Raw genomic sequence first — 15,062 nt, forward strand, 5'->3', positions numbered from 1 at the left:
CAAATGGTCTTTTCAGTATAAATCGAATTATGCACGAGAAACGTAAGAACCGTCGCCTGTGTTAACGATTAATTTATCGCCTTGGTTTACGAAGAATGGTACGTTTACGTATAAACCTGTTTCCATTTTCGCTGGTTTCGTACCGCCTGAAGCTGTATCACCTTTAATACCTGGCTCTGTTTCAGCAACTTCTAATGTTACTGTGTTTGGAAGCTCGATTCCGATCATTTCACCTTGGTATGATTGGATGTGTAGCTCCATGTTTTCTAATAAGTACATTAACTCGTCTTGAATTTGTGCTTCTGCTAAAGTCGTTTGCTCGTAAGACTCTAAGTCCATGAATACGTGCTCGTCACCTTGTGCATATAAATATTGCATTTTACGGTTGTCGATTTGTGCTTTTTCTACTTTTTCACCAGCGCGGAACGTTTTTTCTGTTACGTTACCGTTACGTAGGTTACGTAATTTAGAACGTACGAATGCTGCACCTTTACCTGGTTTTACGTGTTGGAATTCTAATACGCGGAATAAGTTACCTTCTACAAGGACAGTTAAACCTGTACGGAAATCGTTTACTGAGATCATTGAAAAATCCTCCAATTATAAAATAATTAATTCTTTCGTCGAGTGCGTTAAAATTTCATTACCCGTTTCAGTAATATAAATATCATCTTCAATGCGGCATCCGCCTACACCTGGGATGTAAACACCTGGTTCTACTGTAACACACATTCCTGGCACAAGCACTGTATCTGAACGGAAAGATAAGCCTGGCTGTTCATGCACCTCTAAGCCAATACCGTGACCTGTCGAGTGACCGAATGCCTTGCCGTAGCCGCGCGAAATTAAATAATCGCGACATACTGCGTCCGCTTCAATTCCTGTCATATTCGGACCGATTTTTTCGACACCGAGTAGCTGAGATTGCAGTACCGCATCATAAATGTCCTTTAATTCATCAGAAATATCACCTACAGCAACTGTACGTGTAATGTCTGAAATATAGCCGTTATATAATGCCCCGAAATCGAGTGTTACAAGCTCGCCTTTTTCGATCACTTTATTCGTTGCTACGCCGTGTGGTAACGCTGAACGCAAGCCACTTGCGACAATGATGTCAAATGACGAAGACGTCGCCCCTTGTTTACGCATGAAAAATTCTAGCTCATTCGACACGTCAAGCTCTGTTTTGCCAGGCTTAATGAAGTCTACAATATGTGTAAATGCGGCATCCGCAATTTCACATGCAACCTTAATAATAGTAAGCTCTTGCGGCGTCTTAATCAAGCGAATTTTTTCAATTAAGCCCGAAACTGGTACAAAATCTGCCTTCACGACCGACTTGTACAGCTCATATGTGCCGTATTGCATCGCATTTTTTTCAAAGCCGACAGCGCGCACGTTCATTTGTGCAATTTGCTTTGCTGCCTCCTCTTGTATCGTACCTGTATGCTGCACGATGCGGAAGCCTTCAATTTGCTCGCTCGCTTGCTCTGTATAGCGAAAATCGGTAATGAATACCGCATCGTTTTGCGAGATGATGGCGATCCCTGCAGTGCCAGTAAAGCCTGTCATGTAACGTAAATTGTACGCATTTGTAATGAGTAGTGCATCGATGTTTTCTTGTTGTAATTGTGCGCGTAATTTTTGTAGCTTCATTATAGGTGGACCTTCTTTCTTATCGTTGCGTGAAATAACGCAATGCCATTTCGTATCCTGTTGTGCCTAGCCCACAAATTTGACCGACGCAAACCGGCGCTAAATATGAATGATGACGGAATGCTTCACGCTTATGGATGTTTGAAATGTGCACTTCAATTGCTGGCACCGAAATACCACCAAGTGCATCACGAAGCGCAACCGATGTATGTGTATACGCCGCTGGATTAATGATGATCGCATCGAATGCTGCATCTTCTGCTTCATGAATCCAATCGACTAGCTCTCCCTCATGATTTGATTGACGGAAATCAACTGTAGCACCGAGCGTCTCCGCTAATGCAACGAGCTTATTCTCCACATCTTGTAACGTCTCTGAACCGTAAATTTCCGGCTCACGCTTGCCTAAACGATTTAAGTTCGGGCCATTTAAACACATAATCTTCACAACTTCTCTTCCCTTCACTCCATTTGTGTTTATTTTACCATATTGTGAAACGTTGCGCCCCTTCAAAACGTCTACTTCTTTTGAGAAAACATCTCATTTATATGTGCGTGCAGTAGAGCTTTCAACTTTTTTTCAGTATACTATTAGTACAGATTGAAATTTTTCGGAAAGAAAGTGATGTACACGTGAGTAAGGAAGGTCCAAACTACGGTGGTCAAGCACAAATTGAGGGCGTCATGTTCGGCGGGAAGCAGCACACTGTAACCGCGATTCGCCGCAACGACGACTCGATTGAATTTTGCTACTACGAGAAAAAGCAAAAGCCACTATTTCAAAAGCTAAAAAAAATCCCATTTGTGCGCGGGCTTGTCGCACTCATTGAATCTGCAGGCATGGGCTCACGTCACATGCAGTTTGCGAGCGATCGCTACGACGTCGACCCTGGCACAGAAGCCGAGCAAGAGGAATCGATGTCGAAAATGCAAATGATTTTAGGCGTCGCGGTCATCGGTGTGCTGTCATTCCTTTTTAGTAAATTCATTTTTACGCTCGTGCCGATGTTTATTGCCGAAGCATTTTCGCCTGTATTTCCTGGCAAAACCGAGCAAATTTTACTCGAAAGCTTCTTTAAGTTAATTTTATTGCTATCGTACTTATATTTACTTTCACTGACGCCGCTCATTCGCCGCGTATTCGAGTATCACGGCGCTGAGCATAAAGTCATTAACTGCTACGAAGCGGGCTTGCCAATTACAGTGCAAAACGTACAAGCACAGTCGCGCCTACATTACCGCTGCGGCTCAAGCTTCATTTTATTTACCGTCATCGTCGGCATGTTCATTTACTTTTTAGTGCCGACAGATCCCCTTTGGCTGCGCGTTGTCAACCGCATTTTACTCATTCCGGTTGTCATCGGCGTGTCGTTTGAAGTGTTGCAGGCGACAAATGCGGTGCGTAACGTGCCGGTGCTGCGCTACTTAGGTTACCCTGGTCTTTGGCTACAGCTACTGACGACGAAGGAACCAAAAGACGATCAAGTCGAAGTGGCGATTGCATCGTTTAACAAGCTGTTAGAAGTTGAAAAAGAACCAGCAAGCGCAAACGAGTTATACCAAGCATAAAAAAACGAACGACGCGAATTAACGTGTCGTTCGTTTTTTTATACGCCGTTCATTACCCACGCATATACAATTAAACTAATAAATGCGCTCAGTAACACCGACGCTTGAATAAATGAGATGACGTAATGTTTCATATACGGCTCATACTTTTTCTCAAGGACGCCTCGCAGCGCTAAAATGCCGCTCATCGCCACTGGAATAAATAGCACCGACCAAATGCCAAGCGTTGACGTAAATAATGCGACCGCCGCCACTGCGAGCACGACGATGCCAAGTTCGGCTGGCAGCTGCCATTTCGTTTTGTACGCGTAAAAAATCGTCGGCTCATCTGGTCGCTCGTAGCCAACTTTCCGCTTAATGATCGGGATGATGAGCCATTGATGAATGATCATCATAAATAACACGATAAACAGTTCCATAAAATCGTTCCTTTAATTGAAATACTTCCATTATACAAAGAAGTATTTCCGCTATGCAACAAAACGGCTATCTTCTGAAATTCCACTCATCAGTCGCATATTTCGTGCGCTCAATTTCCTCGACGATTTGTAGCTGCTCGCTCGTTAGCTCATACGGTACGAGCTCAATTTGTAAACTTTGCTCAAACCCACGTCGAAATGCCTCTGTTGCTTGCGCTGCTGTAATATGTGCGTCCGTTAAGTCGTTGATCGCCACGGCCTTTTGCACGAGCTTATCGCGCATGATGGCCTTTTGCTCGTCTGATTCGAATTTAAACACCGATAACAGCTTATCAATGTCCACATCGAGTAAAATAGCACCGTGCTGTAAAATAACGCCCTTTTGACGCGTCTGCGCACTGCCTGCTACTTTTTTCCCTTCCACGACTAACTCGTACCAGCTCGGCGCATCGAAGCATACGGCGCTTTTTGGTTTCTTTAAGTCATCAAGCTGCTCTTTGCTTTCTGGTACACTAAAGTACGCCTCCATGCCAAGCTCATGAAATCCGCTTAAAATGCCTTCACTAATAACGCGGTACGCTTCTGTGACGTTTTTTGGCATGTCTGGGTGCTCCTCTGACACGATGACGCTATACGTTAGCTCATGCTCATGCAGCACGGCACGTCCTCCAGTCGGTCTGCGCACGAAATCGATGCCTTGTGCTTGCACCGCTTCTAAGTTAATGTCGCGTGCAGCTGTTTGGAAGTAGCCGATTGATAACGTCGGCTCTGCCCATTCATAAAAACGAATGACAGGTGGAATTTGCCCCTCGCTATGAAATGTTAAAAGCGCCTCGTCCATCGCCATGTTATACGACCCTCGACACTTACCTGAATTCATAAAATACCATTTTTCCATCATACTATCTCCCTATAAAAGATTTATTGAAATTTTATCGTCGACTATTGGACGAAAACGACCCTATCTTTTATAATATGGTATACAGAAAGAAAGGGGTCATGTAACCATGACAATTGTCTATGTACTAATCGGTTTAATTGTTGTTATTGCACTATATATTTTTTATAATGCAAGCAAGCTTAAAAAAGCAGTCACACCATTAACAGAAGAACAATTTAAAGAAGGCTACCGTAAAGCGCAACTGATCGATTTACGCGAGCCAAAAGAATTCGATGGCGGACATATTTTAGGTGCTCGTAACATTCCGATGACACAAATTCGTCAGCGCCATAAAGAAATTCGTCCAGATTTACCAGTATATTTATACTGCCAAAATTCAAGCCGTAGCGCACGTGCTGCTCTTTTCTTAAAAAAGCGCGGCTACGACAAAATTTATCAGCTTGACGGCGGTTTCCGCAAATGGACAGGTAAAATTAAATCGAAAAACTAACCGTAAAAGCAGCGCGTGTTTCATACACGTCGCTGTTTTTTTACGTGAAAAGAAGACCCTCCGCATTGGAGAGCCTTCCGCACGTACTACTGTGTTACCGCTTCAGGCTTCGTGTAGCGCAGTACTGGCTTACGTGCTGCACGCGTTTCATCTAAGCGCGTCACGACCGTCGTATGCGGTGCATCTTGTACTTTCTCTGGCGTTTCCTCTGCTTCTTTTGCAATTTGAATCATCGCTTCGCAAAACGCATCAAGTGTTTCCTTCGATTCCGTTTCAGTCGGCTCAATCATAATGGCCTCCTCGACGTTTAACGGGAAGTACACTGTCGGCGGGTGGTAGCCAAAGTCTAATAGACGCTTCGCAATATCAAGCGTACGCACGCCGAGTTTCTTTTGGCGACGACCCGATAAAACGAACTCGTGCTTACAATGACGATCAAACGGTAAGTCGTAATGCTCCTCTAGACGACGCATCATGTAGTTCGCATTTAGCACCGCATATTCTGTCACTGCCTTTAAGCCGTCTGGACCCATCGTGCGAATGTATGTGTACGCGCGCACGTTAATGCCGAAGTTGCCGTAGTATGGCTTTACGCGACCGATTGATTGCGGACGATCGTAATCGAAGTGGAATGTGCCGTCCTCTTGTTTCACGAGCACTGGCTTCGGTAAAAACGGAATGAGCTCCTTTTTCACGCCGACTGGACCTGAACCTGGACCGCCGCCACCGTGTGGACCTGTGAACGTTTTATGCAAGTTTAAATGCACGCAGTCAAAGCCCATGTCGCCAGGACGCGCCTTTGCCATTACCGCATTTAAGTTCGCCCCGTCGTAATACACTTTGCCGCCGACTTCATGCACGAGCGCCGCCATATCTAAAATATTTTCTTCAAATAAGCCGAGCGTGTTCGGGTTTGTGAGCATGAGTGCTGCTGTATCGTCACCGAGTACGCGCTTTAAGTCCTCTAAGTCAACAAGACCATCCTCGTTTGATTTCACCGTAATCGTCTCATACCCCGCAACCGTTGCAGATGCTGGGTTCGTACCGTGCGCTGAATCCGGTACGATCACTTTGTTGCGGTGCCCTTCGCCGTTTGCCTCATGGAATGCGCGAATCATCATAAGCGCCGTCCATTCACCGTGTGCTCCTGCTGCTGGCTGTAACGTTACTTCGTCCATGCCTGTAATTTCAACGAGCGACGTTTGTAAATCATACAGTAGCTCCATCGCCCCTTGCACCGTTTCCTCGTCTTGCAGTGGGTGAACGTGCGCAAAGCCTGCAAAACGCGCGACCGCTTCGTTAATTTTCGGATTGTATTTCATCGTACATGAGCCGAGTGGATAAAAGCCTGAATCTACGCCGTGGTTACGACGAGATAGCGCTGTATAGTGACGCATAATGTCTAGCTCTGACACTTCTGGTAGCTCCGCCGCTTCCTCACGCGCATAGCCTGCTGGTAATAAATCAGCTACGTCGTAATCTTCAACGTCAAGCGGCTCTAAGTTGTAGCCGACACGCCCTTCACGTGTTAATTCGAAAATAAGTGGTTGGTTTTCGTTATGCATAAATAGCCCCCATCTCCGCAACAAGTGCATCAATTTCTTCCTTCGTACGCAGCTCCGTCACCGCAAGCAATACGTGACCTTCTAACTCTTTATACGCGCGACCTAAATCAAAGCCACCGATCATTCCTTTTTGCAGTAGTGCCGCGTTTACTTCCTTCACCGAACCGTTTACGTTCACGACGATTTCGTTAAAGTGCGCCCCTTGGAATGGCACTGTAAAGCCTGCTTTTTCAAACGCATTTTTCGCATAGCGCGTCTTCACGATGTTTTGTTTAGCAACTTCTTGAATGCCTTGCTTGCCGAGTGCTGTCATCGCCACTGATGCAGCAAGTGCAAGTAACGCTTGGTTTGAGCAAATGTTTGACGTCGCTTTGTCACGGCGAATGTGCTGCTCGCGTGCTTGCAATGTTAATACGTAGCCGCGGCGCCCTTCTCCGTCCACCGTTTCGCCGACTAAACGCCCTGGAACTTTACGCACAAGCTTGTTCGTTACGGCAAAATAACCGCAATGTGGTCCGCCGAACGCTTCCGCAATACCGAACGGCTGCGCATCCCCAACTGTAATGTCAGCCCCTAGCTTACCTGGTGGTGTTAACACGCCGAGCGCAAGTGGGTTCGCCGATACGACGAATAAACCACCTAGCTCATGAATGATGTCGCCCGCTGCTTGAATGTCCTCGATTTGTCCGAAGAAGTTCGGATATTGTACGATGACCGCAGCCGCATCTTGTGCAAGCTCTTTTAATGCTGCTAAATCCGTTTGCCCGTCTACTGCTGGCACTTCAATGACGTCCACTGATTGCCCATACGCGTACGTTTTTACAACGTCGCGATATTCTGGGTGCACAGTAGAAGAAATGACGATTTTTTTGCGTTTCGTATGCCCTGCCGCAAGCATCGCCGCTTCCGCTAAAGATGTACCGCCGTCATACATTGATGAGTTCGCGACGTCCATGCCTGTTAGCTCAGCAATCATCGTTTGGAACTCAAAAATCGCTTGAAGCTCCCCTTGCGAAATTTCTGGCTGATACGGTGTGTACGCTGTATAAAATTCTGAACGTGAAATGACGTGGTCGACGATGACTGGCTTGTAATGGTTATAAACACCTGCACCGAGGAAGGATACGTTTGCTTGCGTGTCGCTATTTTTCGCGGCAAGTTGCGATAGCTCCTTCATTAACGCGGCTTCTGACTTTGCTTGCTTTAGCTTGTAGTCGCCGCTAAATCGCACGCTTTCTGGAATGTCGGCAAACAGCTCATCTACCGCTTGTACACCGATTACGTCTAACATTTCTTGCTTATCTTGTTCCGTCATAGGTAAATAACGATGCTTCATCTGTATAAGCCCTCTTTTCACAATAAATTATTTTGCACGCGTATAAAACGGTGTTGCGACTACTTGTGCCTTCACGCGCTTTTGACGAATCGCGACTTCAACTTCTGTCCCAATCGCTGTGTAATTAACGTTGAGTAACGCTAAGCCGATGTTGCGCTTCGTCATCGGTGATTGTGTACCCGTCGTAACGATACCGATTAACGTATCACCGACGTACACTTCATAGCCGTGACGCGGAATGCCTTTATCGATCATTTCAATGCCGACAATTTTACGCGTTAAGCCCGCTTCTTTTTGCGTCACAAGCGCATCCTTGCCGATAAAGTCGTCTTTATTTAGCTTCACCGCAAAGCCAATGCCTGCTTCCAGTGGTGAAATGTCTGTTGATAGCTCCTGCCCGTAAAGCGGTAAGCATGCTTCAAAGCGCAATGTATCGCGCGCGCCAAGCCCAGTCGGTGACACTTCGTCTTCGGCTAATAGCTTATGCCAAAGTGTTGTAATTGCCTCCGGTGTGCCGTATAGCTCAAAGCCGTCTTCCCCTGTGTAGCCTGAGCGCGATACTAAAACGCTTTGCCCAGCGACGTCAACGTTTTGCTCGAAGCGGAAATAGCGAATCGTTTGTAAATCCGTTTCGGTAAAGCGCTGTAATACATCTTGCGCGAGCGGTCCTTGCAGTGCAATTTGTGCATAGTTTGCTGATTCATTCGTAATCGTTACATCGAAGTTTGCTGCTTGCGCGTTCATCCAGTCAAAGTCTTTTTCGATGTTTGCAGCATTCACGCATAATAAATAACGGGATTCGTCTAGCTTGTATACGAGTAAATCATCGACAACGCCGCCTTCTGCATACAGCATCGCGTTGTACTGCGCTTGATTGATCGCAATTTTTGAAATGTCGTTGCTAAGTAAGTGCTGTAAATACGCTGTTGCCTCTACACCTTCGACAAAAATTTCACCCATGTGCGATACGTCGAATAAGCCGGCTTTCGTACGCACCGCTTCATGTTCTTCTTTAATCGATGAAAATTGTACAGGTAGCTCCCAGCCGCCAAAATCAATCGTTTTTGCGCCATATGTAGCATAAGCATCAAATAATGGTGTACGTTTTAACAATACGATTCCTCCTCTTTCATCAGCTGTATATGTACAAAAAAAGGACAGAAGAATCCCTTGTATGAGATTCTCTGTCCTTGCACCTGAAAGTATCACTTCTCGCCATAATTGAAGCTTTCCCCGTCGGTGGCCACCTACGTGACGCTCTCCAGAGTTGCGTCCAATATGAGTCTGTTTGCCTGAGAGATTCATAGATGTTTCACTACTTGCTCCTTCGGCGACGCCTAATGCGTGCTCTCCCCATATTTTCATCCGCGAATGATGTTTCAAATAATACATATACGTTACTTGCGTCTATCGTATCATCGTCAAACGATTCGGGCAATTATTTTTTGCAATTCTTAGAAAATTTTTATTCTTTTCACTTGTTACGAACGTTTCGGACTATCCCCTTTTAAACGTGTCACTTGGAAGCCAATATATTCGACAATTTGTCGCACTGTGCGTTTTTCAGTCAGCACGTTAATATGCGCACTTTCTTTGTATGATTTTCGACGGCTATTGTACAGCGCCTCTAGCTCCTCGCGTGTTGAGCGTTGTACAATCGGACGGTTTTGATCGTGGCGAATGCGCGAGTAAATATCGTGAAATGTAGCGTCTAAAAAGAACACTAAGCCTGTCCGACGCATAATTTTTCGATTTTCCTCCTTCATCGCAACGCCGCCACCAGTCGCAATAATACAGCGCTCATCTCGGAACGTACGTAAAAACTCAGTCTCGATTTCACGAAAACGCTCCTCACCGTACTTTTCAAAAATTTCAGGAATCGACATCCCTTGCTGTCTTACGATTTCACTATCCATATCGTAATACGGTAATTTCAAGTAATAGCTTAATCGTCGTCCAATCATACTTTTTCCACAGCCCATAAAGCCTACTAAGTAAATTTTACGCATTTCTTCACCTTCTTCATGACTTCCTGACAAAGTTACATATTTCGATAACTGTTGATTATCTCCATCGTAACACGAAGTTTCATGAATTCCAATGACTTATACGTTTGGATTTGTGCTTCATAGGCAAGAAGAAACCCTGCACCGTATGTCGTCGTCAAAAACAATATAAACAACGACACGATCAATAAAACACCTCGCTCACTTTTCAATCGGTACATGAAATGTTCGCTCCTTTACATCGCCATCTACAAACGTCGCCTGCAGCCGCAACGTATTTCCTTCAATTGCTACGTACATATTGCTTACACCGTATAGAAGCGGCTCGTTTCCCGTATTCATGCTTCGACGTATGTAGTTGCTCGACTTGACGACATCAAATTGCTCCTCCACTTCCTTTCCATGCTCATCTAAAATCATGCGCTCTAACGTATGATTGCGCACAACTCGAAACGGTCGATCGTGCGCATCAATCATTCGCTTTAGATAATCTTTTTAATAACCCATATTATCAATCCGTTTCAAAAATCAAAAATCGCTACGACATATGGAATTCAAAAGAAATAAAAGGATTGTCAGATAATTCTACCATCAACTCCAGCCTGAAAAGTTTAATTAAATATATTTACTTTTATCGTTCTAGAGATATAACCACAGAATATACTTGCCAAATAATCTATAGAGTAAGTTAGTAAAATGAACCTGCTTGTTTATTTAAAAATATAAAAGGAGTACTCTAAAATCAAATTTAATTTTAGAGTACTCCCTTTTTCTAATTATCATTTAGATGTACGTGATGAGAAAATCAAAATGAGTCTGAATTTAGTTAGTCATGAATAATTCAGGATTAAGTATACTAAATTTTCAAATCAAAATTAGATAAGAATTTTTGAGCATCATATCTTCTATCACTTGTTTTAACAATTGGTACACTGCCTGCTACTTGAAACTGTTTAGTAATTAATTCAGCAACTAAGTTATCGAATTCTTCACTATTAGCTAAAACAAAGCCATCTAAACCCGCATACAAGTTATCCCTTTTACGTCTAGCTCCTACTTCACTTTTTGAAAGTGTAACTACAAAACATTGAACGTCTTTATGTACTTGTTTAATTGCTAAAGCCTCTAAATCCGCTTGTTTCCAACGTTCACGTAAAGTCGTCTTAATTGATAAAGCATATGAGCCTTCTGGATGATACAAAAATACATCAAAAATCGCTGAAGGCACATATGTTAATTCAGTTTGAAAATAAATATTTTCGATACCAGCTCTGCCTAATGCAATAATAACTAAATTTTCAAAGATTGTACCATTCATTGAATTACTACTTTCATAACGATTCACATACAGATCCCAGTATATGTTTATGAATTTTGATGGTGATAGTTTATCATCGATAGGCAAAGTATCAAATAAATCTTTAGTAATTTCTAAATTTGTAATGCCAGTTGTTGATTTTCGCACTCCTTCATCTTCTCCCTTAATATTTTCTTCATTTCATCAGCAACTGCTTTTACAACGGGAATTGAAACACTATTACCCAACTGTCTATACATTTGCGTTCTTGAAACAGGAATAATAAAGTCTAAAGGAAATCCTTGTAATTTCAGACACTCATTTTTAGATAATAAACGTAAACCGGTTGAACCGTCCTTAACAAAAGTACCTGTTATACGCTGTATTTTATGATAACTTGCTACCAATGTATTCGCCTGTACCGTACTGTTACGATCTACAACTTGTGGCTTACCGTCGTCTTTTTTAAATAAATATGCTTGCTGTAAATGCTCTGAAATCCCATAACCTTCTACTCCAAACTCCAGTATATCAGAAATTGGAACTTTCTTCTCACTTCCTACAGGGTATTGAAAATCAACATTCAATTCTTTTAAAAATCCTACAAAAATAACTCGTCTACGATTTTGTGCTAAACCAAAAGCAGCTGAATTCAAAATTTCGTAACTAGCATCGTAACCTAATTCATCAAGTGCCCCCATAATGACTTGAATTGTTTTTCCACCGTCATCACTTAAAATACCGGTTACATTCTCTAATAAGAATGCAGATGGTTTATGATAGTCTAAAATACGGACCACATCAAAAAACAAAGTACCTTGTGTAGCATTTTTAAAACCTTCTCGTTTACCAATTTTACTAAAAGGTTGGCATGGGAATCCTGCTAATAAGATATCATGTTGTGGAATATCTTTCGCTTCTATTTGTGTAATGTCACCGTGCGGAATTTCTCCAAAATTAGCTTCATAAGTTTTTTGTGAAAATTTATCCCATTCGCTACTAAAAACACATTCAGTATTTTTATCTTGAAAACCTAATCTAATTCCACCTATACCCGCAAATAAATCTATGAATTTTAATTTATTCATACTTCATACCTCGTTCTTTATAAAAATAATATTAATTATAACAAAAATTCCGGTATACCGGAATTTTTTATCTTCATGTAACTATTTACCATTACACTTATTTCAGTTAGAGGCACAAACAGCCATTACAGCAAGCATTATAAATAAGCGTCACAAACTCGAAATGTAATATGTATCTTAAAAATTATTGTAAAACAGTAATAAATATTTAGAGTGACTTCAATATTCCCTCTAAATAATTCTCCTTGCTCAAACATGTTACAGACTAAGCCCCATGATAGGTGAAAGATAAACTTTGATTTTTCCAAATAAAAAGCCTTTATTTTTTCTTTTGTTTCCGTTAAAATCAGTAGTAATTACAAAATAAGTTGGTGTATCAATGAAATTAGACAGTAATAATCATTCAGTGTTCTCACTTCATTACCACCTTGTACTAGTGGTGAGATATCGAAAACATGTATTTGACCAATCGCTATCCGAATATGCAAAAGAGATGTTTGTTCGGTTAGGTGAAAATTATAATATCGAGCTGCTTGAATGGAATCATGATATCGATCATGTACAGATAATATTCAAAGCTCATCCAAATTCAGAACTATCAAAGTTCATCAATGCGTATAAAAGTGCGAGTTCGCGATTAATCAAAAAAGAGTTTCCTGAAATCAAACAAAAACTGTGGCAAGAAATGTTTTGGTCACGTAGTTTTTGTTTATTGACTACTGGTGATTCCACAATTGACGTGGTAAAAACGTATATCGAAAATCAAGGCAAGAAGTGAAGTGACAAACAGTATGAAGCGTATCAGTTTCGTCTTCTTCCTACAGCAGAACAAATCAAACGATATATCGAGAATCAACAAACGGAAGAACGTAAAATTGGAAGACCCAAAAAATGACGAATTGAGGTGAATGTCGTGGAGACAGTAATTGAAAAACAAAAAAAGAAACGTAAAACAGTTAAAGAAAAAAATAAAGACTTAGCGATAGACGGTAAAAAATTGAAGTTGTACGGTTTGAAATTACGTGCTTTCCCGACTTTATATCAAGAAGATTTAATGAAAAAATTCGCTGGTGCGAATCGTTTTGCGTATAACTTTTATTTAGCGGAACGAAAAGAAGTGTATGACAACACAGGCGAAACGCTTTCGGGTGCGCGTTTTAAACAATCACTCAACGTGTTAAAAGACCATGAATTATTTAAATGGATGAAGGATATGGATAAATTCGCTTTGGAAACCGGTATTGAACAAGTAGAAGCAGCGTTTAAAAATTTCTTCGAAAAACAAAATGGATTTCCGCGTTTCAAGTCAAAACATACTTCGCGTCAAAGTTACACAACGAAATTCACAAACAACAACATTCAACTCGATGTTGAGAAGAGACAAGTAAAGCTACCGAAAATCGGTTGGGTTAAAGTACGTTTTTCAAAAAAACAGTGGGCGCACATGGAGACAGACGTGTTTGCTCGTCATATAAAACGCGCTACGGTGTCCCTACAGAGCAATGGGACGATTCATATTGCGCTCACTATCGAGGAAACGATTGCGTTACCGCCAACAGTGGATTGGTCAGCAGTAGAGGAGCAGCATGTGTTAGGCATCGACTTAGGACTTTCTCACTTTTATATCGATTCCAACGGAGTCAAAATAGAAAATCCTCGTCACTTGAAAAAATATATAGATCGATTGAAAAAAGAACAGCGAAAGTTAAGTAGAATGGTTAAAGGTTCTGCAAACTATCGCAAGCAACAAAAAAAATTAGCGAAGTATCATATGCGTGTGGCAAATTGTCGAAAAGACTTTTTACATCAACAATCGCGTAAGTTAATCAACGAAAACCAAGTGATTGCTTTAGAGAACTTGAATGTAAAAGGGATGGTAAAAAACAAACGCTTAGCACAAAGTATTTTAGATGTTGGTTGGTCAACATTCGTTACCTTTTTAACGTATAAAGCGGAATGGGCGAATAAAAAAATCGTTTCTGTGGGACGTTTCTTCGCATCTTCTAAAACGTGTCATGGTTGCGGAGAAAAAGAAACAGGGTTGACACTTTCGGACCGGATATGGGTATGTGGTGCGTGCGGTGCGGAGCATGACCGCGATCAGAATGCCGCCATCAATATTAAACAGGAAGGCATTCGCATTTTGCGTCATACGTAACTAACAGACGCTTCTGCCGTTGGAACGACGGTATATGCCTGTGGAGGAGGAGGTTACGAATCCGTTGAAGCAGGAATCTCACAGACGAACCATCACGGGTGTCGATTTTTCGAAACTCGCGACTTTAGTCGTGAGAAGTTCATAATGCAATTGCTTCTTCATTGGAAACACATAATTTTTCTTAGCATCAACGTGTGCTAACGCATCAACCAAATCATGTTTCATTAATATTCCATACAATGCTATTTGAGCTAGAATCACAATTGATAGGTAGACTTTAATCTAATGTTACGCTATCTTTCATATGGCAAAAGTACCGTTATTAAATTGCGAAACACAAAATATAAAACGAGTTAATAAGATATCTGTAAACAAAAAATAGGGCTGCCCTAAAAGTCAAATTCGACTTTAGCGCAGCCCTTTAATTTTGTAAAAATCTCTTTGTGTAAACATATGATACGAAAAAAAACAAAGTATTATTTTTTGACACAAAGAAAAGCTGCCCAAAGATCACTTATCGGACAGCCCCCATAGCCATCAAGTTTACCCATTCGATTCATTTCTTCAAAATGAA

The 15,062-nt window shown here is 41.9% G+C and carries 16 protein-coding genes and 2 riboswitches; of the genes, 4 read left to right on the forward strand and 12 right to left on the reverse strand.

What is annotated here, in order from left to right:
- Window positions 1-27: 27 nt before the first annotated feature.
- Genes efp through aroQ form a run of 3 tightly spaced genes read right to left on the reverse strand, consistent with a single transcriptional unit; the run spans window position 28 to window position 2,107 of the window.
- A complete protein-coding gene (gene efp / locus A6K76_RS14435; RefSeq protein WP_066466304.1) occupies window positions 28-585 on the reverse strand; it encodes an elongation factor P in 558 nt (185 codons plus the stop codon).
- 15 nt (window positions 586-600) lie between these two features.
- A complete protein-coding gene (locus A6K76_RS14440; RefSeq protein WP_066466305.1) occupies window positions 601-1,662 on the reverse strand; it encodes a M24 family metallopeptidase in 1,062 nt (353 codons plus the stop codon).
- A 16-nt stretch (window positions 1,663-1,678) separates the two neighbouring features.
- Window positions 1,679-2,107 (reverse strand): type II 3-dehydroquinate dehydratase, encoded by a 429-nt coding sequence (aroQ, locus tag A6K76_RS14445; RefSeq protein WP_066466306.1) that lies wholly within the window; start codon window positions 2,105-2,107, stop codon window positions 1,679-1,681.
- 185 nt (window positions 2,108-2,292) lie between these two features.
- Here aroQ and A6K76_RS14450 point away from each other — a divergent pair, with 185 nt between their 5' ends.
- Window positions 2,293-3,228 carry a DUF1385 domain-containing protein gene (locus tag A6K76_RS14450; protein WP_066466307.1) on the forward strand — a complete coding sequence of 312 codons (936 nt, stop codon included), beginning with the start codon at window positions 2,293-2,295 and terminating at the stop codon, window positions 3,226-3,228.
- 38 nt (window positions 3,229-3,266) lie between these two features.
- Here the strand turns inward: A6K76_RS14450 and A6K76_RS14455 are convergent, their stop codons facing one another.
- Window positions 3,267-3,647 carry a DUF4181 domain-containing protein gene (locus A6K76_RS14455; RefSeq protein WP_066466308.1) on the reverse strand — a complete coding sequence of 127 codons (381 nt, stop codon included), beginning with the start codon at window positions 3,645-3,647 and terminating at the stop codon, window positions 3,267-3,269.
- A 67-nt stretch (window positions 3,648-3,714) separates the two neighbouring features.
- The gene (locus tag A6K76_RS14460) at window positions 3,715-4,548 is read right to left on the reverse strand and encodes a lipoate--protein ligase family protein (protein WP_066466309.1); all 834 of its coding nucleotides are present in this window, start codon (window positions 4,546-4,548) and stop codon (window positions 3,715-3,717) included.
- Between the two features lie 106 nt (window positions 4,549-4,654).
- On the opposite strand from A6K76_RS14460, the gene A6K76_RS14465 reads away from it, so the two are divergent.
- Window positions 4,655-5,038 carry a rhodanese-like domain-containing protein gene (locus tag A6K76_RS14465; RefSeq protein ID WP_066466310.1) on the forward strand — a complete coding sequence of 128 codons (384 nt, stop codon included), beginning with the start codon at window positions 4,655-4,657 and terminating at the stop codon, window positions 5,036-5,038.
- An 86-nt stretch (window positions 5,039-5,124) separates the two neighbouring features.
- On the opposite strand, the gene gcvPB is transcribed toward A6K76_RS14465, so the two are convergent.
- The 7 genes from gcvPB to A6K76_RS14505 form a co-directional block, all read right to left on the reverse strand.
- The gene (gene gcvPB / locus A6K76_RS14470; RefSeq protein ID WP_066466311.1) at window positions 5,125-6,603 is read right to left on the reverse strand and encodes an aminomethyl-transferring glycine dehydrogenase subunit GcvPB; all 1,479 of its coding nucleotides are present in this window, start codon (window positions 6,601-6,603) and stop codon (window positions 5,125-5,127) included.
- Complete coding sequence (gene gcvPA, locus A6K76_RS14475) at window positions 6,596-7,939, reverse strand: aminomethyl-transferring glycine dehydrogenase subunit GcvPA (RefSeq protein WP_066466312.1); 1,344 nt, start codon at window positions 7,937-7,939, stop codon at window positions 6,596-6,598. Before gcvPA ends, gcvPB begins: the two co-directional genes overlap by 8 nt.
- A gap of 27 nt (window positions 7,940-7,966) precedes the next feature.
- Window positions 7,967-9,058, reverse strand: a complete 1,092-nt coding sequence (gene gcvT, locus A6K76_RS14480; protein WP_083995480.1) for a glycine cleavage system aminomethyltransferase GcvT — start codon at window positions 9,056-9,058, stop codon at window positions 7,967-7,969.
- Window positions 9,059-9,121: 63 nt separating this feature from the next.
- A riboswitch (glycine riboswitch) is annotated at window positions 9,122-9,206 on the reverse strand.
- A gap of 3 nt (window positions 9,207-9,209) precedes the next feature.
- Window positions 9,210-9,304, reverse strand: a riboswitch (glycine riboswitch).
- Window positions 9,305-9,420: 116 nt separating this feature from the next.
- A complete protein-coding gene (locus tag A6K76_RS14485; protein ID WP_066466317.1) occupies window positions 9,421-9,948 on the reverse strand; it encodes a shikimate kinase in 528 nt (175 codons plus the stop codon).
- Window positions 9,949-10,146: 198 nt separating this feature from the next.
- Entirely contained in the window at window positions 10,147-10,422 is a 276-nt protein-coding gene (locus A6K76_RS14495; RefSeq protein ID WP_066466315.1) for a competence type IV pilus minor pilin ComGF, read from the reverse strand.
- A 379-nt stretch (window positions 10,423-10,801) separates the two neighbouring features.
- The gene (locus A6K76_RS14500; protein ID WP_083995477.1) at window positions 10,802-11,410 is read right to left on the reverse strand and encodes a PDDEXK family nuclease; all 609 of its coding nucleotides are present in this window, start codon (window positions 11,408-11,410) and stop codon (window positions 10,802-10,804) included.
- Entirely contained in the window at window positions 11,377-12,330 is a 954-nt protein-coding gene (locus tag A6K76_RS14505; RefSeq protein WP_083995478.1) for a DNA cytosine methyltransferase, read from the reverse strand. The genes A6K76_RS14500 and A6K76_RS14505 overlap by 34 nt, the downstream gene beginning before the upstream one ends.
- A 379-nt stretch (window positions 12,331-12,709) precedes the next feature.
- Between A6K76_RS14505 and tnpA the strand changes: the two genes are divergently transcribed.
- Both tnpA and A6K76_RS14515 read left to right on the forward strand, forming a co-directional pair.
- A complete protein-coding gene (gene tnpA, locus A6K76_RS14510) occupies window positions 12,710-13,108 on the forward strand; it encodes an IS200/IS605 family transposase (RefSeq protein ID WP_066466316.1) in 399 nt (132 codons plus the stop codon).
- Window positions 13,109-13,243: 135 nt separating this feature from the next.
- Window positions 13,244-14,488, forward strand: a complete 1,245-nt coding sequence (locus A6K76_RS14515; protein ID WP_083995479.1) for an RNA-guided endonuclease TnpB family protein — start codon at window positions 13,244-13,246, stop codon at window positions 14,486-14,488.
- Window positions 14,489-15,062: the final 574 nt, after the last annotated feature.

Source organism: Caryophanon latum (assembly GCF_001700325.1).
GTDB lineage: Bacteria > Bacillota > Bacilli > Bacillales_A > Planococcaceae > Caryophanon > Caryophanon latum.